Source organism: Solimonas sp. K1W22B-7 (assembly GCF_003428335.1).
GTDB lineage: Bacteria > Pseudomonadota > Gammaproteobacteria > Nevskiales > Nevskiaceae > Solimonas_A.
On the sequence record NZ_CP031704.1, the window covers coordinates 3,243,072 to 3,265,767 of the forward strand.

18 protein-coding genes are annotated in these 22,696 nt (G+C 67.6%); 6 read left to right on the forward strand and 12 right to left on the reverse strand.

What is annotated here, in order from left to right; all coding sequences use genetic code 11:
• Window positions 1–114: 114 nt before the first annotated feature.
• Both D0B54_RS14560 and D0B54_RS14565 read right to left on the reverse strand, forming a co-directional pair.
• Complete coding sequence (locus D0B54_RS14560; protein WP_117292017.1) at window positions 115–1,203, reverse strand: hypothetical protein; 1,089 nt, start codon at window positions 1,201–1,203, stop codon at window positions 115–117.
• The gene (locus D0B54_RS14565) at window positions 1,193–1,948 is read right to left on the reverse strand and encodes a SapC family protein (protein ID WP_117292018.1); all 756 of its coding nucleotides are present in this window, start codon (window positions 1,946–1,948) and stop codon (window positions 1,193–1,195) included. Before D0B54_RS14565 ends, D0B54_RS14560 begins: the two co-directional genes overlap by 11 nt.
• A 133-nt stretch (window positions 1,949–2,081) precedes the next feature.
• Here D0B54_RS14565 and D0B54_RS14570 point away from each other — a divergent pair, with 133 nt between their 5' ends.
• The 4 genes from D0B54_RS14570 (at window position 2,082) to D0B54_RS14585 (ending at window position 4,993) form a co-directional block, all read left to right on the forward strand.
• The gene (locus tag D0B54_RS14570; RefSeq protein ID WP_117292019.1) at window positions 2,082–3,404 is read left to right on the forward strand and encodes a dihydroorotase; all 1,323 of its coding nucleotides are present in this window, start codon (window positions 2,082–2,084) and stop codon (window positions 3,402–3,404) included.
• Between the two features lie 30 nt (window positions 3,405–3,434).
• Window positions 3,435–4,010 (forward strand): DNA-3-methyladenine glycosylase I, encoded by a 576-nt coding sequence (locus D0B54_RS14575; RefSeq protein ID WP_117292020.1) that lies wholly within the window; start codon window positions 3,435–3,437, stop codon window positions 4,008–4,010.
• Window positions 4,011–4,085: 75 nt separating this feature from the next.
• Complete coding sequence (locus D0B54_RS14580) at window positions 4,086–4,496, forward strand: heavy metal-responsive transcriptional regulator (protein ID WP_117292021.1); 411 nt, start codon at window positions 4,086–4,088, stop codon at window positions 4,494–4,496.
• Complete coding sequence (locus D0B54_RS14585) at window positions 4,493–4,993, forward strand: DUF4396 domain-containing protein (RefSeq protein ID WP_162932435.1); 501 nt, start codon at window positions 4,493–4,495, stop codon at window positions 4,991–4,993. The genes D0B54_RS14580 and D0B54_RS14585 overlap by 4 nt, the downstream gene beginning before the upstream one ends.
• A gap of 128 nt (window positions 4,994–5,121) precedes the next feature.
• Here the strand turns inward: D0B54_RS14585 and cysS are convergent, their stop codons facing one another.
• From cysS to D0B54_RS14630, 10 genes are all read right to left on the reverse strand, one after another.
• Window positions 5,122–6,504 carry a cysteine--tRNA ligase gene (gene cysS, locus D0B54_RS14590; RefSeq protein WP_117292022.1) on the reverse strand — a complete coding sequence of 461 codons (1,383 nt, stop codon included), beginning with the start codon at window positions 6,502–6,504 and terminating at the stop codon, window positions 5,122–5,124.
• Window positions 6,505–6,896: 392 nt separating this feature from the next.
• Entirely contained in the window at window positions 6,897–7,025 is a 129-nt protein-coding gene (locus D0B54_RS24990) for a hypothetical protein (protein ID WP_256365889.1), read from the reverse strand.
• A gap of 118 nt (window positions 7,026–7,143) precedes the next feature.
• Window positions 7,144–8,235, reverse strand: a complete 1,092-nt coding sequence (locus tag D0B54_RS14595; protein WP_117292023.1) for an aminopeptidase — start codon at window positions 8,233–8,235, stop codon at window positions 7,144–7,146.
• Complete coding sequence (locus D0B54_RS14600; RefSeq protein ID WP_162932436.1) at window positions 8,232–9,686, reverse strand: hypothetical protein; 1,455 nt, start codon at window positions 9,684–9,686, stop codon at window positions 8,232–8,234. The genes D0B54_RS14595 and D0B54_RS14600 overlap by 4 nt, the downstream gene beginning before the upstream one ends.
• Before the next feature lie 130 nt (window positions 9,687–9,816).
• Window positions 9,817–10,743, reverse strand: coding sequence for a helix-turn-helix transcriptional regulator (locus D0B54_RS14605; RefSeq protein WP_117292025.1), 927 nt, complete (start codon window positions 10,741–10,743; stop codon window positions 9,817–9,819).
• Between the two features lie 22 nt (window positions 10,744–10,765).
• Window positions 10,766–12,211, reverse strand: coding sequence for a WS/DGAT/MGAT family O-acyltransferase (locus D0B54_RS14610; RefSeq protein ID WP_162932437.1), 1,446 nt, complete (start codon window positions 12,209–12,211; stop codon window positions 10,766–10,768).
• A 187-nt stretch (window positions 12,212–12,398) separates the two neighbouring features.
• Complete coding sequence (locus tag D0B54_RS14615; protein WP_117292027.1) at window positions 12,399–12,866, reverse strand: chemotaxis protein CheW; 468 nt, start codon at window positions 12,864–12,866, stop codon at window positions 12,399–12,401.
• Window positions 12,863–19,294, reverse strand: a complete 6,432-nt coding sequence (locus D0B54_RS14620) for an Hpt domain-containing protein (protein WP_117292028.1) — start codon at window positions 19,292–19,294, stop codon at window positions 12,863–12,865. The genes D0B54_RS14615 and D0B54_RS14620 overlap by 4 nt, the downstream gene beginning before the upstream one ends.
• A gap of 1 nt (window position 19,295) precedes the next feature.
• The gene (locus tag D0B54_RS14625) at window positions 19,296–19,844 is read right to left on the reverse strand and encodes a chemotaxis protein CheW (RefSeq protein ID WP_117292029.1); all 549 of its coding nucleotides are present in this window, start codon (window positions 19,842–19,844) and stop codon (window positions 19,296–19,298) included.
• Window positions 19,845–19,858: 14 nt separating this feature from the next.
• Complete coding sequence (locus D0B54_RS14630; RefSeq protein ID WP_117295262.1) at window positions 19,859–20,212, reverse strand: response regulator; 354 nt, start codon at window positions 20,210–20,212, stop codon at window positions 19,859–19,861.
• 169 nt (window positions 20,213–20,381) lie between these two features.
• On the opposite strand from D0B54_RS14630, the gene gshA reads away from it, so the two are divergent.
• Together gshA and gshB are read left to right on the forward strand one after the other, a co-directional pair.
• A complete protein-coding gene (gshA, locus tag D0B54_RS14635) occupies window positions 20,382–21,692 on the forward strand; it encodes a glutamate--cysteine ligase (RefSeq protein WP_117292030.1) in 1,311 nt (436 codons plus the stop codon).
• Entirely contained in the window at window positions 21,689–22,636 is a 948-nt protein-coding gene (gshB, locus tag D0B54_RS14640; RefSeq protein ID WP_117292031.1) for a glutathione synthase, read from the forward strand. The genes gshA and gshB overlap by 4 nt, the downstream gene beginning before the upstream one ends.
• Window positions 22,637–22,696: the final 60 nt, after the last annotated feature.

Genomic DNA, 22,696 nt, shown 5'->3' on the forward strand with positions numbered 1-22,696 from the left:
CTGCCTCGCACGATCTCGATTTGACTCTAGGCGGAGGTTAAACCCCCGTCAACGCTTAATTTTTGACGTACTTCACAGCCTTGTGACGGTATCGCCCACCCCCTGTTCCGGGGGTTACCAGGCTTCCATCATCTGATCGACCGGAAAAGGCAGCTGCACCCGCTCCCAGACCGCCGCCACCCGCTCGATCACCGGCTGCGCGCGCTGCATCCATTCCGGGTGCTTTTCCCGGGCAGCGGCGAAGACCTTGAACTCCCCCGGCTGGGCCCGGCTGCCATAGCGCCGGTGGAAGCCGTCGGCCATGTCTTCCAGCCGCTGCTTGCCGTAGACCACCACCTTGAGGTCGCGGTTGGCGGAAAGGCCGGTGGTGGCGATGTACAGGTGGTACTGCTCCCAATAGCGCAGGTAGACGTCAAAATAGTCCATTTGCGCAAGCATTTCGCCGGAGATGCCGACATATGCAAGATCCCGCCGGCACCATTCCTCGATGTTGGAGCGCAGCGCGAAGCGGCCGTTGGCCGGCAGGCCGCCCGACTTCTCGTAGGTCGAGATGCAGGAGGCCACCGGGTGGCGCAGCGTCACGATGTGCTCCACCGCCTCGCCCAGCACGCGGTGGAAGAAGCCGCCGGCGTAGATGCCCTTGGTGAGCTTCTTCGGCACCACGATCTTGCCGCTATGACGCGGGCGGTGGCCGAAGAAGGCCTCCACCATCACCAGGTACTCCGCCATCGTCTGCAGGCTCACGACCCAGGAGTTCGCCCCCTCGGTGAGCTGGAACGGACCCGCCTCGGGGAAGCCGTCGTGCGCCAGGGCGTTGTGCACCGTGCTGGGCTCAATGCCCAGCGCGCGGTACAGCTCCTTGGTCAGGTAGGAGCCGCCGGTGCGGGGGATGCCGATGACGTTGACGAAGTGGAACTTCAGCTGCAGCTCGCGCAGGGCCTGCTGGTTGCCGGACAGCAGCGCCAGCAGCCAGTGGTAGGAGCGCGCCACGGCGGCACGCCCCTGCGCATGGCCCATGACCCGTCCCGCGTCCTTGGGCGCGCGCTCCACCAGGTCGCGCTGTGCGTAATTGAGTTCCTCGGAGAGCTGGTCGCCCCATTCGTGGTTAGCGAAGGGCCGGCCGTCGACGAGGTGGGCCAGGAAATCCACGAACGCCGGCGATACCGGCAGCTCGCGATCGGTCAGCTTGAGCTCAACCCCCATCGTTCTGGGCGTAGTCGAGCAGGCGGGCGAAGTTCTCCAATGACAGCAGATGCGCGTAGATCGCGCGCAGTTCGCCCTTCTTGGTGAGGATCTTGAAGTCCTTGGCCTGGATTTCGGCAAGCTTCTCCTCGTCCACGCGGAACAGGCCCTGCAGGCGGCTGCGCTCGCCCTGCTTGGGCATGGCCACGGCATCGAAGGGCACCAGCAGGCCCAGCGCCTCCAGGCGGCGGGTCAGCACGCGGGTCTGCTGGCGCGCGCCCTCCATCGCTTCCAGCAGCTTGTGGGCCGTCTCCCAGGCCGGGGTCGGCTCACCGGCGGCCGTGAACAGCGGCGTGACACTGCCCTTGGCCAGGGCCTCCGGGTCCACGCAGACCAGGCGCTGAGTCCCCTCGCCTTCCTTCGCCGGCAGTTCGGCGATGCAGAAGGGATAGCGCCGGAAGTAGGCCGGCAGATAGGTGTGCGGCCGCCAGCGGCCCTTGCCGTCCACGTAGAGGTTCTGTTTGGCCTTGAGTCCCAGGATCGCCATCGGCAGGAACTCGCCGCTCTTGGGCTCGCGCACGAAGGCGATGGGATAGTCCAGCGCCGCCTTGAAGAACTCCGCCGCATTCAGGAACACGGCGTTGATCTCCGCGCTCCAGGCGAAGCCGACATCCTTCTTCAGGCCCAGGCCAGCGTGCTTCTGCTTGTCCAGGGGCTCCACCGCTCCATACCCCGGCGGCGCGATCAGTTTTACGCTCTTGGCCATGTTTTCCCTTTTAATTGGTTTGACGACGCTGGCTGAACCCCCACACTAGCCGCCCGGAGCCTCCCCCGGCAACCTGACGGAGGCTCCAAAGCGGTACCATTTCACAACGACAAGAAAGATCCTGGAGCCCGCGATGCTGATCACCAACGCCCACATCATCAACGAAGGCCATGAAACCGCCGCCGACCTGCTGATCCGCAACGGCCGCATCGAGAAGATCGCCAGCAAGATCGACGCGCCGGCCGGCACCGTGGTGTTCGACGCCAGGGGCCAGTGGCTGCTGCCGGGCGTGATCGACGACCAGGTGCATTTCCGCGAACCGGGCCTGACCCACAAGGGCAACCTGTTCACCGAGTCCCGCGCCGCGGTGGCCGGCGGCACCACGTCGTACTTCGACATGCCGAACAACATCCCGGCCATCACCACGCGCGAACTGCAGCGCCAGAAGTATGCGATGGCCGAGGGCCGCAGCTTCGCCAACTACGCCTTCTACTTCGGCGGCGCCAACGACAACCTCGAGGAGATCGCCGCGCTGCAGCGCGACGAGGCCTGCGCCATCAAGGTCTTCATGGGAGCCTCCACCGGCAACATGCTGGTCGACAACCCCACGACGCTCAACGGCATCTTCGAGCGCGCGCCGATGCTGGTGGTGACGCACTGCGAGGACACGCCGATGATCAAGGCCAACGAGGAAGCCGCGCGGCAGAAGTATGGCGAGGACGTGCCCTGGTCCGAGCACCCCAACATCCGCTCCGCCGAGGCCTGCTACCAGTCCACCCTGCTGGCCACGACGCTGGCGAAGAAGCACAGCGCCGACCTGCACGTGCTGCACCTGACCACCGCCCGCGAGCTGGTCTTCTTCACCCCGGGCCCGGTCAAGGGCAAGAAGATCACGGTGGAGGCCTGCGTCCATCACCTGGCGATGGACGACCGCGACTATGCCGCGCTCGGCGCCCTGATCAAGTGCAACCCGGCGATCAAGACGCCGGAAGACCGCCGCGCCCTGGTCAAGGCGGTGATGGAAGACCGCATCGACATCGTCGCCACCGACCACGCCCCGCACACCGCCGAGGAAAAGGCCAACAAGTACTTCAAGGCACCCTCGGGCCTGCCGCTGGTGCAGCACTCGCTGCTGATGCTGATCGACCTGGTCAAGCGCGGCGAGATGAACATGCGCACCGTGGTGCGCAAGACCAGCCACGCCGTGGCCGACCGCTTCGGCATCCCCGACCGCGGCTACATCCGCGAGGGCTACTGGGCCGACCTGGTGCTGGTGGACCCGCACGGCACCACCACGGTGCACAAGTCCGACCTGCTCTATCACTGCGGCTGGTCGCCGGTGGAAGGCCGCACCTTCCCGGCGCGCATCCTCAACACCTGGGTCAACGGCGAGATCGTCTATGAGCACGGCCAGGTCGTCGGCGCGCCACGCGGCCAGCGCATGCGCTTCGTCTGACACCTGAGTCCACGCCGCCGAGAGCGCCACATGCCCACCGTCGCCGCGCCCTGCCCCTGGTGTCTTGCGACACCCCAGTACCGCGAGTACCACGACCGCGAATGGGGCGTGCCGGTCCATGACGACCGCGTGCTGTTCGAGTTCCTGATCCTGGAAGGCGCGCAGGCCGGCCTGTCCTGGCGCACGATCCTCGAGCGCCGCGAGGGCTACCGCAAGGCCTTCGCCGACTTCGATCCGCAGAAGGTCGCACGCTACACCGACGCGAAACTGGAGAAGCTGCTGCTGGACCCCGGCATCATCCGCAACCGCCTCAAGGTCTGGTCCGCGCGCAGCAACGCCCAGGCCTTCCTGCAGGTGCAGAAGGAGTTCGGCAGCTTTGCCGCCTACCAGTGGGCGTTCGTCGGCGGCAAGCCCACCGTCAACCAGCGCGCATCGATCAAGGACGTGCCGGCCCGCACCGAGGTCTCCGACCGCTTCAGCAAGGACCTGCAGAAGCGCGGCTTCAAGTTCGTCGGCACCACCATCATCTATGCCCACATGCAGGCCGTGGGGATGGTCAATGACCACCTGGTGAGCTGCCCGCGGTACAAGCAGGTCGGGCGCTGACCAGCCGCAGGGGCTTGACCCTGGACCCTGGTCAAGGGTCTAGGATTGGCTCATCGACCCCACAGAGCCCTCCCCATGGCCCGCTCGCTGACCATCAGTCCCCTCGCCCGCCAGGCCGGCGTCGGCATCGACACCGTGCGCTACTACGAGCGTCTCGGCCTGCTGCCGGAGCCGCCGCGGCGCGCCTCGGGCTACCGCGTCTACCCGGCCGACACCCTGCAGCGCCTGCAGTTCATCCGCCGCGCCAAGAACCTCGGCTTCAGCCTGGAGGAAATCCGCGAACTGCTGGAACTGAGCCGCCAGAGCGGCAGCGGCGTGAGCGCGGTGAAGGCCACCGCAGCAGCCAAGCTCAAGGACGTGGAAGAGCGCATCGCCGAGCTGGAGCGCATGCGCGACGGCCTGCGCCAACTGGTCGATGCCTGCCCCGGCCACGGCGCCGCGCAGGACTGCCCGATCCTCAACGCCCTTTCAGGAGAACCCCAGTGAGCGATTGCTGCCATCCGCCCGCCGCCACGCCGCCGCAGGCGGCCCACGCTCACGAACATCACGGCCACGCCCAAGGCGGCAGCTGGCGCGCCGCCGCCAGCATCACCCTGCACTGCCTGACCGGCTGCGCGATCGGCGAATGGACCGGCCTCGCCATCGGCGTGAGCCTGGGCCTGGAGTCGCATCACACCATCATGCTGGCGGTGACGCTGGCCTTCCTCTGCGGCTTCGGCCTGACCCTGCTGCCGCTGATGCGCCGCGGCATGTCCTTCAGCCAGGCCTGGCGCCTGGTGTGGCTGGGTGAAGTGGTATCGATCTCGGTGATGGAACTGGTGATGAATATCGTCGACTACCACCTGGGCGGCATGGGCAGCGGCATGAGCCTGCTGCACCCGCAGTACTGGATCGCCTTCGGCATCGCCGCCGTGGCGGGCTACTTCGCCGCCCTGCCGGTGAACTGGTGGCTGCTGCGACGCAATCTCAAGAATTGCCACTGATCAGATAGCAAGCTCTCCTGCGCATACGATGAAACCGTAGCGAGCAGCCCCGAGGTTGCGGCTGCGGCGCACAGCCGTACTGAAGTACGGCGAGCACCGCAGGCGCAAGATCGGGGCGCACAGCAGGTTTATTCGTGTGCGTAGCGCCAGCGCTGGCCGTCCTTGCCGTCTTCCACCAGCACACCCTTGGCCTTCAGCTCGTCACGAATGCGGTCGGAACCCGCCCAGTCACGGCTGCGGCGGGCCTCGGCGCGCTGCGCCAGCAGGGCGTCGATCGCCTCGGGCGACAGCTGCTGCCCAGCCTGCCCACTCCAGGCGAACCATGCGGCCGGATCCTGCTGCAGCAGGCCGATCAGGCGGCCCGCCTCCAGCAGCTGCGCCTTGATGCGCGCCCGCTCGCCGGCATCGGCGCTCTTGTTCGAGGCATGACTCAGCGCAAACAGTTCGGCCAGCGCCATCGGCGTATTCAGGTCGTCTTCCAGCGCGTCGACGAAGGCCTGCGGCGCGCCGGCATCGGCGGCCGGCGCGACATCGGCCAGGTCGCGCAACGTGCCGTAGAGACGGTCGAGCTTCTTGCGCGCCTCGGCAATGACCTCGTCGTTCCAGTCCAGCGGCTGGCGGTAGTGCCCCGACAGCAGCGCCAGGCGGATCGCCTCGCCGGGTGCCTGCTTGAGCAGTTCGCGCACCAGCAGCACGTTGCCGACCGACTTGGCCATCTTCTCGCTGTTCACGGTGAGAAAGCCGTTGTGCATCCAGTAGCGCGCGTAGGCCTTGCCGCCGTGCGCGCAGGTGGACTGCGCGATCTCGTTTTCGTGGTGCGGGAAGATCAGGTCGTGCCCGCCGCCGTGGATGTCCAGGGTGTCGCCAAGCAGCGCCTCGGACATCGCCGAGCACTCGATGTGCCAGCCCGGACGGCCGCGGCCCCAGGGCGAATCCCAGCCCGGCTGCTCCGGCGTGGAAGGCTTCCACAGCACGAAGTCGCCGGCGTCCTTCTTGTACGGCGCCACCTCGACGCGGGCGCCGGCCAGCAGCTGCTCCGGGTCGCGCTTGGACAGCTTGCCGTAGTCGGCGTAGCTGCGGGTATGGAACAGCACATGCCCCGAGGCCTCGTAGGCGTGGCCGCTGGCGATCAGGCGCCCGATCATGGCGATGATCTGCGGCAGGTGCGCGGTGACGCGCGGCTCGAAGTCCGGCGGCAGCACACCCAGGGCCTCGAGGTCCTCGTGGTAGGCGGCGGCGAACTTCGAGGTGATCACACCGATCTCGACACCCTGGTCGGCAGCGGCCTTGTTGATCTTGTCGTCGATGTCGGTGATGTTGCGGGCGTACAGCACGCCGGGGTAGCGGCGGCGCAGCACGCGCGCCAGCACGTCGAACACCACCGCCGGGCGGGCGTTGCCGATGTGGGCATAGCTGTAGACCGTCGGCCCGCAGACGTACATCGTCACGCGGTCGGGATCCAGCGGCTGGAAGGGCTCTTTACGGCCGGTATAGGTGTTATGGACTTGCATGGCGGGTCAGGCAAAAACCCGCAAAGGATACCGCCCGGCGCGGGCGCTGTCGCCCTAGGGCCTGTTAGCACTACGGCAGTCGCTGCGACGGAGACCGTTTTGGCGCAGGGCTATGTCCCGACGCGCGCGGTGTACATAATGTACATAAGCGGGGCGGGACGACGCCATGCGCCAAAACGGTCCCGCCCTACGGGTGCCCCCGTCTTCGCCTGGAGGCGCCTACTGTTGGTGCCGCCATGCTGGCCATTGGCTTACTTCAGAGCGACATTGAGTCGCTCCTCAGCGGGGCCAATGGCCTCGTCAGTTACTTGGAACCACCAAGCGCCTTCCTCGCGTCGTGCCTGGCGGCAAATACGTGGGTATCGCAGCGATTGCCGTAGTGTTAACAGGCCCTAGCCCATCAAGGTCAGGAAAATGACCGCCACGGAAATCATGCCGGCGGCATAGCCCCACGCGCCCCAGACATAACGCCGCTTGATACGGTTGCGGCCGGTAACGGAATCGAAGTAAGTCAGACCCACGGGAATTTCTCGCTTAAGGGTTGTCAGGCTACCCAAGCCCTGTTTCAGGTACGCGAAATGAACAGCTTTTCACGCGCAACAAGCGTGCCTTCCACCACTGGTCAACAACACCCCCCAACTAGGGCGTATCCATTCCCGTTTGCTGACGCGCGAGGGTTCGCAGCCGCTCGAGACGTTGACCGGATGGCAGCTTCGAGAGTTCCCGGACCGCGCCGTGAAACTTCGCCCAGTCTCCACCGGCCTGCTGGAATATCACCGCAAATGCCGGCTTGTGCTCGTCATACAGCGCGAACGGCAACAGTCGGGCGTTGTTCGGCTCGCCCTTGGCAAACCAGCCGTCGAAGCCGGCATAGCCCGCCCAGGGTCCGTCACGCAGTTGCTGGTAGTCCTGCGCCAGCTGCTCGAACTGACGCTTTTTTGCCGCACGCTTGTCACTGTCTGACAAATCCGCGCTGAAGACCTGCACCAATCTGGAGCGCGTTGCCAGCACCAGGTCGACGAACTCGTGGCGGCGGCGATCGAACAGCTGCCAGGCCTCGCGCGTGCCACCCTTCTCCGCAAGGTACTCCTGCAAGCCCTGCTCCTCGACAAACTCGGCATAGGACTCGTTGAAGGCGGTGTCGTCGCGCACGTAGACCACCTGGTGCGCCAGTTCGTGGAAGATCATCCCCACCAGCACCTCGTCGGACCAGCGCATCATCGTGCTCAGCACCGGGTCGGCGAACCAGTTGAGCGTCGAGTAGGCCGGTACACCGCCGACATGGACGTCGTAGCCCTGATGGCGCAACTGGTCTGCGCGCTGCTCGGCCTGCTGCTGGCGATAGTAGCCACGATAGGCCATGCAGCCGATCAGGGGGAAGCAGTTCTGCAGCGGCTCCAGCGACAGCTCCGGCGCGGCGAACACATTCCACACCACGTAGGGACGACCGAGGTCGGCATAGGTGGTGTAGCTCTGGTTGTCAGGCAGCTTCAGATGCCCTACCGCCCAACGCCGCGCTTCCTGCACCTTCTGCAGGCGCCGGCGCAACTCGGGATCACGCTGTTCGTCGCCGACGATGCGCTCGATCGGCTCGCGGGCCTTGAGCAGGGCACGTTGCCCCTGCGCGAGGCTGGCGTAGTAGCCCAGGCTGCTGCAGCCACCCAGCAAGGGCAGCAGGAGCAGCAGCGTAGTGGCGATTCGCCTTGGATCGATGCGTCGGGTCGGGCTCACGTTCCCCGCAGCATAGCGCGCCGCCGCAGTGCCAGCGCCAGCAGCACCAGCAGCAGGCCGGCGGCCGGCGCGCCGCCACCCGAACCGCCGCTACCGCCGTTGTCGCCGCCCGCAGACAGGGGCGCACAACCCGCGCGCACATCCTCGCAGGCTGCGCTGCGGCCATCGCGCGTCGGGTAGTGCCGCGCCGAGCGGGAATGGAAGCTGTAGCGCTCCTGCCAGTCGGCATCGGCCAGCAGTCGCCGGTCGGCGTCGGCGTAGCCCGGCTCGCCCGGCTGCTTCAGCCAGCGATCCAGCCAGGCCACCGAGTAGTGCTCCGCCAGCGGCCGCCCCCAGCCGCCCTCGCAGCGTCCCCGGGACGTATCGGGACACCAGGAGCTGGACGGAAAGGTCGGGATCAGGCTCCATTCGAAATGCGTGCTGCCCTGGATCGTCAGCTGGTAGACCGGCACGCCGGCGGCGACCCACTGCCGGTAGGCCGCCTTGTTCCCCTCGGGGTCGGGCGGCGCCGTGAACGGCGTGCCGCCGATGCCGTACTCGGAGGTCTGCCCCATCGCAGGCACGCGCGGCACGATGCCCTCGCCCGCGCTCAGGCTGTCCCAGGCCACCACCGCGTCCACCGGATTCTGCGCGTCCAGCAGGCCCGGCCAGGGCTCGCCGCCGGGCGCGCCGTAGGACTGCACCACCGACACGCCGCGCGCGCCCAGCGAATGCCCGACGATGCCCAGGCGGCCCAGGTCGAGCACGGCGTAGTCCGGATTGAAGGCCGTGACCTCGGTGGTATAGCGGTCGGCGCAGGCCGGGTTGTGCGGATACGGCGCCACCGGCGTGGAATGCAGGAAGTCGATGGCATCGACCAGGCCTTCCCAGAACACCGCCGCATTGAAGTTGCCGCCCTGTCCGCCGGTCGGCGTCTGCAGGTCGGACCGCCCCTGGCCGCGCGGATCGAAAGTGAGCACGGCATAGCCCTGCCGCACCAAGGCCTGCGCCATCCACCAGTACAGCGTCTCCGGCGCCTGGATCGAACCGTTCTCGATCACCACGCCCGGCAGGCGGCGGTTGCCCGCCTGCTTCGGCTTCCACACACGGCCGGAGATGCGCGCACAGCCACGGTCGTAGAACACCACCGGCGTGACTTCACCCTCGGTGTCGTAGAAGGGATCGCTGCCGGGATAGCGGTAGGGGTCGCCAGTACACTGCTCGGCCCAGGACGCACACAGCGGCAGCACCAGGGTATTGCCCGCCAGCGGGCTGAGCCAGGACGGATCCTGCAGTCCGCGCTGCAGCCATTGCTGCGTGTTGGTCAGGCCCTGCAGTTCCAGGCGCAGCAGGAAGGCCGGATTGGTGGCCTGCTCGGCCGGCCCTTCCAGCGTGCGGGCGTAGTTGGCCAACTCGCGCTGCGTCCAGGCGGCCGAAGGGAATCCGGGGCCTTCCGGGATGGCGGAAGCCACCGACGACACACAGGCCAGGACAACGGCCACAAGGCCGCGAAGACGACACCGCATGTTCTCCCCCTGCCCCTTGAGGGCCTGTTACTTCTGCATGGTCGGCCAGCGCGGGGGGTCGCTGCCGAAGCCGGACTCAGGCCGCTTTCGCGATCTTGGAAGTCTGCAGGAGATTGACCAGTTCCTCGCGGCGGAAAATCCCCAGCTTGCGGTAGATGCGCGAGGCGTGGTTCGCCACCGTGCTGACGGCGATGTCGAGCTGCCGCGCCACGGTCTTGAAGGTCTTGCCCTCGGCCAGGGCGCGGGCGATCTCCTGCTCGCGCGGCGACAGGCCGTCCAGCGGCAGCGGACGGCGCGCATGCAGCAGGAACAGGCGCCCATGCGTGGACACGCGCAGGTGCAGCGTACCGACGGTGAAGATGCCCTGCTCCTCCAGCGCTGCGCGCGGCAGGCGGAACGGCAGATCGTGGAAGTCGCCCTCGCCGAACTCGCCCGCCAGCAGGTCGCGGAAGCGTGCGCTGGCGGCATAGACGGTGCCTTCCTCGTCCACCAGCGCGGCGGAGCCGCGCGAGGGCCGGCCCAGGGCCATCAGCCATTCGTCGCGCTGCACGATCTGGCGCAGCGACAGCGTGCTGGCCTCGACCATGTGGCCGACGGCACGGCGCAGCTCTTCCTTCATCTCGATCTCGGCGCCCTGCGGAAACTCCAGCAGCACCAGGCTGTTGAGCAGCGTGCTGCTGCGGTGGGAGTAGTTCAGCAGCAGGCCCTGGCGTGCAGCCTGCCCGGGCACCTCCACGGGCAGCGACTCGACCCAGCGCTCGCGCTGGTTGCCGGGGGGAGCGAGGGTCAGCAGGATTTCGGCGTCACCGCTGCTGCCCGGCCATTCGCTGAACTCGCCGTGGCGGCTGCCGCGCGAACGCGTCAGCCAGCGACCGGAGGCGGCGCCGCTGGCGCGGCAGACCAGGGCCAGTGCCTCGCGCCTGAACGTAGGCCAGTCCAGATCCAGCGCAGTGCCGTACAGCACCTGGATCAGTCGATCGATTTCCTTGAGTGTCGCCGACACAGCCCCTCCCGCCTTCCTTGTGTCACCCCGCCTTGCGCAACTGCTGTTGCGCACGGTGCTTCAGCTGCGCCAGCGCTGCGGCCATCCCCTCCATGATCACCTCCACGTCAGGAACCGTACCCCGGTGCGCGGTGATGCCCACATCCAGGCTGTCCTGGTAACTGAACACCGTGATGTTGCAGGCCAGCCCATGGTACGGGATCGAGATCGGATAGTGGGCTTCCACCTTCGCGCCATCCAGATAAAGCGGCAGCTTGGGCCCCGGCACGTTCGAAATCACCAGGTTGAACGGCGGATGGACCAGGTCCTGGATGCTGAAATTCTCGTACAGGCGGGCCGCCTGCGCCATCACCGACGGCGGCGGCGTATGCGCCCAGTCCAGCATCAGGCTGGCCGGGATCGCCTTCATGGTGCGCTTGACCCCCACCATCTTGGCGCTGAGGGCCTGCAGGCGCTCGACCGGATCGGCAATGTCGGTGGCCAATGCGGCGCGCAGCATGGAGATGCGGTTGCCGCCGCGCTCGCCGTTGCCGCGCACCGACATCGGCACTGCCGCGATCAGCGGCCGGTCCGGCAGTTCCTTGCCGGCCAGCAGGTAGTTGCGCAGGGCCTCGGCGCAGATCCCCAGCACGACGTCGTTGAGCGACACGCCGAAGGCGTTCTTGACCAGCTTGATGTCCTTCAGCGACAGCGAGCCCGAGGCATAGGAGCGGCGCGCCGTGATGGTGGTGTTGAAGCGCATGCGCGGCGCCATCACCGTGGGCTTGCGGTTGGTGTCCGCGTCCACCGTGCTGGCGCGGCGGGTCGCCTGCTGGCGCGCCATCGCCTCGCGGCGCACCTCCAGCACCAGCGGGATGGTGCGCCGGGCCAGCTTGTAGATCTTGCCCGGCCGCGCCAGGAAGTTCCTCGCCGTGATCAGGCTCAGCTTCAGCGGCGGCGGCAGTTCGTCGGGAATCCAGGGTGCGTCCGGCGGCGCCACCTCGCGCGGCTGCGGCGTGACGTCCAGCAGGGTACTGAACAGCTCGGACCCGGAAACGCCATCGATGCAGGCATGGTGGATCTTCGACACCAGGGCCACCTTGCCGCCCTCCAGGCCCTCGACGTAGTAGACCTTCCACAGCGGCATGCTGCGGTCCAGGCGGATGCTCATCACGTCGCAGACCAGGTCGTTGAGCTGCTTGAGCGTGCCCGGCCGCGGCAGCGCGCGATGGCGCACGTGACTCTCGATGTCGAAGTCCGGATCCTCGATCCAGTAGGGCTGGTCCAGGCCCAGCGGCGTGGTCATCAGGCGACGGCGGAACATCGGCAGCAGGTGCAGGCGGCGCTCGATCAGGCGACGCACCGACTCGAAACCGAAGTCGGGACCGGCAGCGCCGGGATCGATGATCGCCAGGCTGCCGATATGCATCGGCACGGCGTTGGTTTCGAGATTGAGGAATACCGTGTCGAGACCACTGAGTTGCTGCATGAGGGGCGTCCTGCCGGTTGATGCGCTGAGGTTGATGCGCTGAGTGGATATTCGGCCTAGATATACCACTCCCTTATGACAGGTCCAAGCCCGCATTTGTGCCGCATTTCCCGGGCTTGTGCAAAGCGCAGCAAAAAGCCCGCGACAGCGGGCTTCGGCGGCCAAACAGTACACAACTTTTTGCGCCCTACGGAATCGCCTGGACCCGCGAAATCTCCGCTTCCAGCGCCGTCAGGTCCGGAATGGCCGCTTCCTGGTTGGCGATGCGCACCCGCGCCAGCACCAGGTCGGCGCGGTCGGTGGGGCGCAGTTCCAGCGGCTTCACCGCCGGGCGGTTCAGCGTCACCAGGTGCGGGTAGCCCTGGCTGACGATGGCCAGCAGGCCGCTGGGCAGGTGCGTGCCGAAGGAGTTGAGCACCACCACGCGGGCACGGCGCGATTCGGCGTTGCGGCCGGAGCCATTGGCCGTCTCGAAGCTGATCACCGGCACGCGGCGGTTGTTCCAGTCGCAGTAGCCGGCCAGCCAGGCGGGAGCACCGCTTTCCGCCGGCTGCAGGGCGTCGCGTGCCACCACCTCGGCCACGGCCGCATTGGGCAGCAGCAGGGTGTCGCCCTCCAGGGCGATCAGCACGGCATAGATTTGCTCGCGGTTCATGTGGTCTCTTCGATCACTTCACGCAGTTCGCCGACCAGCTGCTCTTCCTGGTAAGGCTTGATCAGGTAGCGGTTGACACCGATCGACCGGGCCCGCTCGCGGTGTTTGTCGCCCGAACGCGAGGTGATCATGATGATCGGGGTCGCGGAGATGCGTGTGCTGTTGCGCACGAAGGTCGCCACCTCGAAGCCGTCGGCACGCGGCATCTCGATGTCCAGCAGGATCGCCGCCGGGGTCTCGGTCTGCAGCTGCGCCATCGCGTCGAGGCCGTCCTTGGCGGTCACCACGCGGTAGCCGTTCTTGAGCAGCAGGCGCTCGGTGACGCGGCGGATGGTGATGGAGTCGTCCACCACCATGATCAGGTTGCGCACATCCTCGGCCTTGTCCGCGGCATCCGCCCTGCCCGCGGCTAGGCTGGCCAGGGTGCGGCGGGCGCGGTCCTGGGCCAGGGCGCCCGGATCCAGGATCAGCACCACGCGGCCGTCGGCCAGGATCGTGGCGCCGGTGACACCGCCCACCGAGCTGACCTGGGGACCGACCGCCTTGGACACGATTTCACGGTTGCCCAGCAGCTGGTCCACCACCACCGCGATGCGGCGCTCGGCGGCGCCCAGGCCTTCGCCCATGCGGACCAGGATGGCGTTGACGGTGCGCGATTCGGAGGCCTTGTCGCGCGGCACGTCGATGAAGTCGCCGAGGTAGCGCACGCGGTACTCGGCACTGCCGTAGCTCAGCAGCGGGCCGTCCTCGTTGTAATAGTCGTCGAGCTGCTCGCGCGGGATGCGGGCGATGCCCTCGACACTGGACAGCAGCACGGCGTACTGCTCGTGGCCGACGCCGACCAGCAGCGCCTGCGACATCGCCAGGGTCAGCGGCAGGCGCACCAGGAAGCGCGTGCCCTTGCCCCACTCGGAACTCAGTTCCAGCGTACCGCCGAGCTGCTTGACCTCGCTGGCAACCACGTCCATGCCGATGCCGCGGCCGGCATCCTGGGTCAGCTTCTTGGCCGTGGAGAAGCCCGGCTGGAAGATGAACTGCGCCACTTCGTCGTCGCTCGCCTGCGCATCCGGCGGCATCAGGCCCTTGCGGATCGCCTGGGCGCGGATTGCCTCGAAGTCCAGGCCCTTGCCGTCGTCGCGCAGCTCGATCAGCAGTTGCGAGCCATCGCGCCAGAGGCTGACTGCGATGCGCCCCTGGCCTTCCTTGCCGGCACCGGCGCGGGTGGCCGGATCCTCGATGCCATGCACCACGGCATTGCGCAGCAGGTGTTCCAGCGGCGCCGTCATGCGCTCCAGCACGTTGCGGTCCAGCTCGCTCTCGACACCGGCGAAGACCGCTTCGGCCTGCTTGCCGTTTTCGCTGGCGGTCTGCTTGACCACGCGCTGCAGGCGCGAGACCTGGCGCGAGAACGGCACCATCAGGGTGCGCATCAGGCCCTGCTGCAGCGAGGTATTCACGCGGCCCTGCTGCATCAGCAGGGTATCGGCCTCGCTGATCAGGCCGTCCATGGTGGCGTGCAGGCCGGCAAGGTCGCCGATGGATTCGTTGAGTGCGCGCGACAGTTCCTGCATGCGCGTGTAGCGGTCCATTTCCAGCGGGTCGAACTCCGCCGCGTAGCGATCCGACTGGTCAGGCGTGTGTCCGAGGCCGCGCGCCGCGATCTGCGCGTCGGTCTCGGTATCCATCTGCCGGAGCTGGTCGCGAATACGCGCGATGGCCTGGCGCATTTCGTCCAGCTGCGCCTCGACGCCGCTGTTGTGCTCTTCCAGGCGCGAGCGGTAGATCGAGATTTCACCGGCTTCGTTGAGCATGCCGTCCAGCGCTTCCACCGGCACGCGCGCGGTTTCACGGCGGAACGAGGCCTCGCTCTCTTCCTCGGGGCGCCAGAACAGCAGCGGATCCCAGGCGTGGACCGGCAAGGCGACAGGCGCCTCTTCGGGCAGGGTCAGGCGTTCCTCGGCGACTGCTGCCGCCTCGCCCTCGCCTTCGGTCAGGGCGGAGATGTCGCCGCGCTCGAGCAGGTCGTGCATGTGGTGCAGGCGCTCGCCTTCCTTCGACAGCTCGGCCAGCGTCGCCGCATCTGCCGCTTCCAGCCCGGCCTCGATACGGTTGATACGGGTTTCCATGTCATGGGCGAGGTCGCCCATGGCATTGAGGCCAGCCATGCGCGCGCCGCCCTTGAAGGTGTGCAACACGCGCTGCAGGTCGCGGATCGGCGCCGGGTTGGTCGGCTCGCCGACCCAGACGCGCAGCGACTGCTCCAGCGCTTCCAGCAGTTCGGCGGCTTCGCCGGAGAAGATTTCGCCCAGTTCGGCGTCGTAGCTGCGCAGCGACTCGGCCGACGGCGCGTAGTCGGCTACCGGCGCCGGTGTGGGCTCCGCCGCTGCACGCTCTTCGGTGAGATCGGCCAGCAGCGCCTGGGTGTTGGGAATCTTGCCGCGACGCAGGTCGTCCAGCACCATGTGCAGGCCGTCGGACGCGGAGTGCATCTGCGCGAAGAACCCGGCGTCGGCACGCGCCTGGCCGCGTTCGATGCGCTCGAACAGCGTCTCCAGGTGATGCGCCACCTCGCCGATGTCGTCCAGGCCCGCCATGCGCGCACTGCCCTTGAGCGTGTGCAGGACGCGCTTGAGTTCGGCCGTGGCCGGCAGGTCATGGATGTTGCGTTCCAGCGTCGAGTTGCTGCGGTCCAGCGACTCCAGCAGTTCCTCGGCCTCGGCCAGGAACACGCCCATCAGCTCGGTATCGAGCTCCTCGTCGACGACGACTGCAGGCATCTCCAGCGCCGGCTCGGAATGTTCCGCCGCCACAGGCTCGATCCGTGCCTCGGCCTCGGCCGGCAGGTCCAGCAGCAGGCCCGCATCGAGGACAGCGTCGCCGTCGGAGGCGGTGACCTCGACGACCGGCTCATCCAGGATTTCCAGGCTCAGGCCCGGCTCGGGCAACGATTCCGGCAGCGCTTCGGCAAGCCCGGCGGGTTCCACCGCCAGCTCGATGATCTCGGGCAGGGATCCGGCGTCCACCGCAGCCGCGTCCAGCTCGGCCCACTCTATTTCTTCGACCGGCTCCGCCAGTTCGATGACGGGCTCGACCTGTTCCAGCGCGGGTTCCGCCAGGTCGATGGCCGGCTCGGCCAACTCCAGGAGGATTTCCTCCTCCGCCTCGGGCTCGGACTCGACCGCCGGCATCTCGATCACTTCCAGCGCGGCCTCGACCTCGGCCGACAGCGGCAGCGCTTCGGCCGGCGGCGGCTCGGCCGCAGCGACCAGCTCGATTTCCTCGGCCGCCTCGGCAACCGGCTCCACCGTGATCGGCGGCATCTCCAGCGGCACCTCGGCCACGAGCGCAACCGGCGCGGCGGCTGCAGCGATGGCATCGCCACGCCAGGCAAAGTCGGCGGCACGCCGCACCCAGGCCGCACCCTCATCACGCAGGCGACCGTCGCGGTAGGCATCGAGCAACTGGTACATGCCCTCCGTCAGCTCGACCAGCGCTGCGAAGCCCGCGGCATCCGGCTGGATCTCGCCGCCGATCGCCTGGTCCATGCGCGCATGCAGGATCTTGGCGACGTCGCCGATCGGCTCGCAATTGGACATGTAGGCCGCACCCTTGAGGGTGTGCAGCACCACCTTGAGGTCCAGCGGCGCCTGGCGGTTGTCCGGGGCCTGCGACCAGGCCCTGGCGGTATCCTCGAATTTCTGCACCAGCTCCAGCGCTTCGCCGGAGAATATTTCGGCCAGCTGCCGGTCCTCGGCGGCCTGCACGGCGTCCTCCGGAACCGCGGAACTGAGGTGCTCGATGCGTTCCAGCCAGGCCCGCGCATCCTGCTTCTCCACAGCCGGGGTACCGACTTCCTCGACCCACTGGGCCAGCACGGCGGTGGCCTCTTCGAGCAGGTCGACATCGGCGCCACCCAGGCGCAGCGTGGCGCCGCGCACGGAATCCAGGTGTGCTTCCAGCGCCTCGGCCAGTTCGGCCAGGGCGGTGGCGGAAACGATATGACCGGCGCCGCGCAGGGTGTGGTAGGCGCGCACGACATCGTCGTTGACGTCGAAGTCGACGTCGCTGCGGTCCAGCCCCCCCAGCCAGTCCCTGATCTCGGCCAGCTTGCCGCGGGCATCCTCGCGGAAGATCTGCACCAGGTCCGGTTCGGGTTGCTCCTGCGCACCGCGGCCGGCGGCCAGGTTCTGCGCACGCTCCACCAGGCCGGCGAGCGGTGCCGGCGGGCCGAGACGCTCACGGAAGCTGTCGATCAGGCGCGGCAGCAGTTCCACCGCCTCGATCGCTACGGTCACCACCGGAGCCGACACGGACACGGAGCCGTCCAGGCACTTGTTCAGCAACTGCTCGAAGGCCCAGCCGAAGTCGCCGATCGCCGCGGCGCCCACCATGCGGCCGCTGCCCTTCAGGGTATGGAAGGCACGACGCAGCGTGGTCAGCGAATCGCGGTCCGAAGCATCGCGCGTCCAGCGCGGCATCGCCGACTGCAGGGTCTGCAGGACCTCCGCGGCCTCCTCGAGGAAAATCTCGCGGATCTCGGGGTCGACGTCGTCGGCCGACACCACCACCGGCGTCGGGGTCGACACCGGCACGGGCTCGGGCGCCAGCTCGAGGACCGGCGAGTCGGCCGCTGCCGGCGGCTCCGCCAGCACCAGGTCGGCCAGCGACTGCATTTCCAGCGGCGCCGGCTCGGACGGCTCGGACGCGGCTTCCACCAGCGCCAGGCCCGGCCCGAAGTCCAGCTGGCCGACGAAACGCGCCAGGTTGTCGAGGATGTAGCCGGCGTCCGGCAGGTTGTCGCGTACCGCCTCGATGTAGTACTCGACGCAGGCCACCGCATCGGCGAAACGGTCGGCACGGTCCTGCGAGTCGCGCAGGGAGGCGAAGGCGGGGCTGCGCACCACCGTCACCAGGTGCTCCACCAGGCCGGCGGCGCGCTCGTCCTGCAGGATGCGGAAGCCGGAGGCGATCTCCTCGAGCATGCGCGCGGCGTCGACCACCACGATGCTGCCTTCCTGCCCGCGGATCACCGCGTCGACCTGCGACTTGAGCTTGGCCAGGTTGACCAGCGACTCGCGCTGCAGGGCATCGATGCCCTCGGCCAGGTCGCGGCTGTGCGGCACGATATCCTGGATGTTGTCTGCCGCCGGCTCGCCGGTACGGGCCTGGCGCAGTTGCTGGAACAGGGCGTCGTCGAGACTGTGCTCGACGCGCAGGATCGAGGTCGCCAGCTCCATCCAGGCCGTCGGCGTAGCGGCGTCGCCAAGGCCATCGAGCAGGTGCGACTGGTTGTCGACGATGCGCTGCAGTGTGCCCAGGCCGAGGATCGACAGGGTGTCGGAGATGCGCTTGAGGCTGCGCCGGGTGCCTTCGATGTCCGGCAGCGACTTGCCGCCGGCGCGCACCGCCAGGTCGATGACGTCCTTGATCTTGGCGAAGTCGGCGCGGATTTCGTCGGACACGCGCATCAGCAGCGTAGTGTTCGGGCCGTGGATGCGGCGGCGCAGCTCTTCGAGCTGCGTGGCGCCCGGCAGCAGCTGCTGCAGCTGGAAGGCCTTGCGCATCACCGTGACGCGCGGCCCCTGGCCGCGCGAGCGGCCGATGAAATAGAGCAGCTGCAGCGACAGGTCACCCACCGCCAGCTCGGCCCGCGGCTCGCCTTCGGCCGCCATCAGCTTGATCTGCGCGCCGCTGCGGCCGATCAGGCGCTTGACCTCCAGCGATTCGTCCAGGCTGTGGCCCAGCAGGGCCTCGACCACGGCCGCCACCACGCGCCACAGCTGGTGTATTGCCGGCAGCTCGGCGCAGCCCGCCAGCAGCTCGGCGATCTTGCCGATGCGTGCCAGCGCGGTCGCCGCGTCGGCATCGCCCTTGAGCCAGTGCAGCAGCGAGGCCTGGTAGACACTCAGGTACTTGTGCGACTGCTGCTGCGCCGCGCCCGGCGTGCGGCCGTCGTCTTCCGGCAGCGGCAGGCCCAGGGCCAGGCCCTGCATCTGCATCACGAACAGGTCGGCTTCGGTCAGCACGGCCTTGCCGCGCGCCAGGCGCAGCTCGTTGATGGCCGGCTGCAGGATCAGCACGCAGTCGTCCATGCCGTCGGCCAGCGACTCGATGTAGTCGCTGAGCAGCACGGTGGCGCCGAGCAGGGCCGAATAGGCCGCATCGGTCTCGCGGATGCGCCCATGCAGCAGGTCGCCGATGGCCTGCTTCATTTCCTCGGCCAGTTCGGCAATGCCGTAGCACTGGATCATGCTGGCGGTGCCGCGGACCTGGTGCAGCTCGACGAAGGCCTGCTGCATCGGCAGCGGGTCGGTGCCGCCCTCGGCATGCTGCTCGACCAGCGTACGGACGCGGGACAGGCTTTGTTCGATCTCGCCGCGGACCCAGTGCAGGCCGTTGGCGGTGTTGGCGCGGAGTCTGGCGTTCATGTCAGAGGCCCGCCATCAGGAATTCGCCGCCCTGCACCACGCGGTGCAGGCTGAGCGCCAGCCAGGGCTGGCCGTCGCGGACGAAAGCGCCGAGAAGAAACGGCGCGTAGGCCCCTGATTCCTGCTTGATCTCATGACGCTGTTCGGTAGGCGAAAACTGGCGGTAGCCGGCAACTTCGTCGACCAGGAAGCCCGCAGGGACACGCTCGGAATTGAACACCAGCAGTCGCCGCGCGCGGCTGTCGACATCGCCGTCCACGCCCAGCAGGCGCGGCAGGTCGACGATGGTCAGCAGCTCGCCGCGGACGTTGGCCACGCCGCTCATCCAGGCCTTGGCATTGGGCACGCGGGTCGGCTTGGGCGGCACGATCACCTCGCGCACGTCTTCCTTGGGCACGGCCAGCCAGTTGCGGCCGATCCTGAACCCCAGGCCGGTCCAGGTTTCCGCCTGGCCCGCCGCGATGTCCAGCTTGGTGGCGCGCAGGCGCATTTCGAGCAGCAGCAGCAGCTCGAAAGGGTCGTCACGCAGGCTTCTGAGTTCCGCGCTCATTGCCGTCTCCGCGCTTACTTACGCACGTGCGCGCGTACCGCGCCCAGCAATTCGTCGCGGGTGAATGGCTTGGTCAGGTACTCGTCGGAACCGACGATGCGGCCGCGGGCGCGGTCGAACAGGCCGTCCTTGGAGGACAGCATGATCACCGGCGTGCGCTGGAATTTCGGATTGGCCTTGATCAGGGCGCAGGCCTGATAACCATCCAGGCGCGGCATCATGATGTCGATGAAGATGAGGTCCGGCTGGTAATCAGCCACCTTGGACAGGGCTTCGAAGCCGTCCTGGGCGGTGATCACCTGGTAGCCTTCCCGGGCCAGCAGTGTTTCTGCGGTGCGACGAATAGTCTGGCTATCGTCGATCACCATGATTTTGGCGGTGTCCTTGGACTGCGTCGACACTAATCCCTCCCGGCTGCGGTCTTCTGCGCGCTTTATTCGCCGTTTTAACACAGTCTTGAGAGTAGTGCCTACCGGCCCCATAAGAGGGCACAGAAAAAGTTTGCGCTACCATCCGCGCACGAACCGGGGACCCCCAATGCAAAGCTACGTACCGCACCTCGTCACAGCACAAACCGGGCCGCTGCAGCAGCTCGAGTCCACCCTGCTGCGCCGCATACCGGACATCGAGGCCTGGTTCCGCAGCCAGTGGCAGAAGCACACGCCCCCTTTCTACTCCTCGGTGGACCTGCGCAACGCGGGCTTCAAGCTGGCGCCGGTGGACACCAACCTGTTCCCCGGCGGCTTCAACAACCTGAACCCCGCTTTCGAGCCGCTTTGCGTCCAGGCCCTGCAGACCGCCATCCAGCGCATCTGTCCCTCGGCCCGCGGCATCCTGCTGATCCCCGAGAACCACACCCGCAACAAGTTCTACCTGGAAAACGTCGCCACCCTGGTGGACCTGATCCAGAAGGCCGGCTACCGCGTGCACCTGGGCAGCCTCAATCCCGAGATCCGGGAGCCCACCGAGCTGACCCTGGAGCTGTCCGGCCGCAAGCTGTGGATGGAACCGGTGGAGCGGGCCGACAACCAGATCTTCGTCGGCGACTTCTCTCCCTGCTCGATCCTACTCAACAACGACCTGTCCGCCGGCATCCCGGAGATCCTGCAGAACCTCGACCAGGACATCATCCCGCCGCTGGACCTGGGCTGGCACAAGCGACAGAAGTCGCAACACTTCGGCTTCTACCGCGAGGTGGCCAAGGAATTCGGCAGCCTGCTGGAGCTGGACCCCTGGTTCTTCGACCCGCTGTTCCGCAACTGCGGCGAGATCAACTTCATGAAGCAGCAGGGCTGGGAGTGCCTGGAAGCCAATGTCGAGCTGCTGCTGGAAGACATCCGCGACAAGTACCAGCAGTATGGCATCACCGAAGAGCCGTTCGTGATCATCAAGTCCGACGCCGGCACCTACGGCATGGGCGTGATGACCGCCAAGAGCGTGGACGACGTGCGCAACATGAACCGCAAGTCGCGCACCCACATGTCCAGTTCCAAGGAAGGCCGCGAGGTCACCGGCGCCATCATCCAGGAAGGCGTCTACACCTTCGAGAAGATGGGCGACGACCAGGCCACCGCCGAGCCGGTGGTCTACATGATCGACCGCTACGTGGTCGGCGGCTTCTACCGCCTGAACTCCAAGCGCGGCAACCAGGAAAACCTCAACGCCCCGGGCATGCGCTTCGAACCCCTGGCCTTCGAGGAGGACTGCATCACCCCGGACCCCAGCTGCGGCCCCGACGAACGCCCCAACCGCTTCTACGCCTACGGCGTGGTCGCCCGCCTCGCCGCCCTGGCGGCGGCGCGCGAGATCGCCGCCAGCGAGGAACTGGCCAAGGCGGCGGCGGCATGAGCCGGACCCTGGGTGTAGTGATGGATCCGATCGGATCCATCAAACCCTACAAGGACACCACCCTGGCCCTGATGCTGGCCGCGCAGAAGCGCGGCTGGCAGCTGCGCTACCTGGAAATGGGCGACCTGTGGCTGCGCGACGGCGTCGCCCGCGGCCGGGTGCGGCCGCTCACCGTGTTCGACGACAGGAAGCACTGGTTCGAACTGGGCGAGGCGCAGGACATCGCCCTGGGCGAGCTGGACGCGATCCTGATGCGCAAGGACCCGCCCTTCGACCTGGAGTACATCACCGCCACCTATATATTGGAGCGCGCCGAGGACCAGGGCGCCCTGGTGGTGAACAGGCCGCGCTCGCTGCGCGACGCCAACGAGAAGGTCTTCATCTCCTGGTTCTCGCAGTGCTGCGCGCCGACCCTGGTCAGCCGCGACGAGGCCCAGCTCAAGGCCTTCCACGCCGAGCACGGCGACGTCGTGCTCAAGCCGCTGGACGGCATGGGCGGCGCCGGCATCTTCCGCGTCGGCAGCGACGGCCTGAACCTGGGCGCGGTGATCGAAACCCTGACCGACAACGGCCGCCGCAGCATCATGGCGCAGCGCTACCTGCCGCAGATCGCCAACGGCGACACCCGCGTGCTGGTGATCGACGGCGAGCCGGTGCCCTATGGCCTGGCGCGCATTCCCAAGGCCGGCGAAACCCGCGGCAACCTCGCCGCCGGCGGCCGCGGCGAAGCCCGGCCGCTGACCGAGCGCCAGCGCTGGCTGGCCGCACAGGTGGGGCCGAAGCTCAAGGAAATGGGACTGCTCTTCGTCGGCCTGGACGTGATCGGCGATTACCTGACCGAGATCAACGTCACCTCGCCCACCTGCGCCCGCGAGATCGACGCCGCCTTCGGCACCGACATCGGCGACATGGCGATCAAGGCGATCGAGGCACGGCTGGCCTGATTGCGCTTGCATCCTGCACGCCCCATTCGGGTGCATGGACGCGACGAACGGGCTCCCGGG

Excerpts from the sequence above, each read along its gene's own strand:
- gshB (WP_117292031.1), top strand. The coding sequence starts at position 21,689 with ATGAGCCGGACCCTGGGTGTAGTGATGGATCCGATCGGATCCATCAAA.
- D0B54_RS14615 (WP_117292027.1), bottom strand. The coding sequence starts at position 12,866 with ATGAACCGCGAGCAAATCTATGCCGTGCTGATCGCCCTGGAGGGCGAC.
- D0B54_RS14560 (WP_117292017.1), bottom strand. The coding sequence starts at position 1,203 with ATGGGGGTTGAGCTCAAGCTGACCGATCGCGAGCTGCCGGTATCGCCG.
- cysS (WP_117292022.1), bottom strand. The coding sequence starts at position 6,504 with ATGCAAGTCCATAACACCTATACCGGCCGTAAAGAGCCCTTCCAGCCG.
- D0B54_RS14565 (WP_117292018.1), bottom strand. The coding sequence starts at position 1,948 with ATGGCCAAGAGCGTAAAACTGATCGCGCCGCCGGGGTATGGAGCGGTG.
- gshA (WP_117292030.1), top strand. The coding sequence starts at position 20,382 with ATGCAAAGCTACGTACCGCACCTCGTCACAGCACAAACCGGGCCGCTG.
- D0B54_RS14610 (WP_162932437.1), bottom strand. The coding sequence starts at position 12,211 with ATGCAGCAACTCAGTGGTCTCGACACGGTATTCCTCAATCTCGAAACC.
- D0B54_RS14570 (WP_117292019.1), top strand. The coding sequence starts at position 2,082 with ATGCTGATCACCAACGCCCACATCATCAACGAAGGCCATGAAACCGCC.
- D0B54_RS14625 (WP_117292029.1), bottom strand. The coding sequence starts at position 19,844 with ATGAGCGCGGAACTCAGAAGCCTGCGTGACGACCCTTTCGAGCTGCTG.
- D0B54_RS14575 (WP_117292020.1), top strand. The coding sequence starts at position 3,435 with ATGCCCACCGTCGCCGCGCCCTGCCCCTGGTGTCTTGCGACACCCCAG.
- D0B54_RS14620 (WP_117292028.1), bottom strand. The coding sequence starts at position 19,294 with ATGAACGCCAGACTCCGCGCCAACACCGCCAACGGCCTGCACTGGGTC.
- D0B54_RS14630 (WP_117295262.1), bottom strand. The coding sequence starts at position 20,212 with ATGGTGATCGACGATAGCCAGACTATTCGTCGCACCGCAGAAACACTG.
- D0B54_RS14580 (WP_117292021.1), top strand. The coding sequence starts at position 4,086 with ATGGCCCGCTCGCTGACCATCAGTCCCCTCGCCCGCCAGGCCGGCGTC.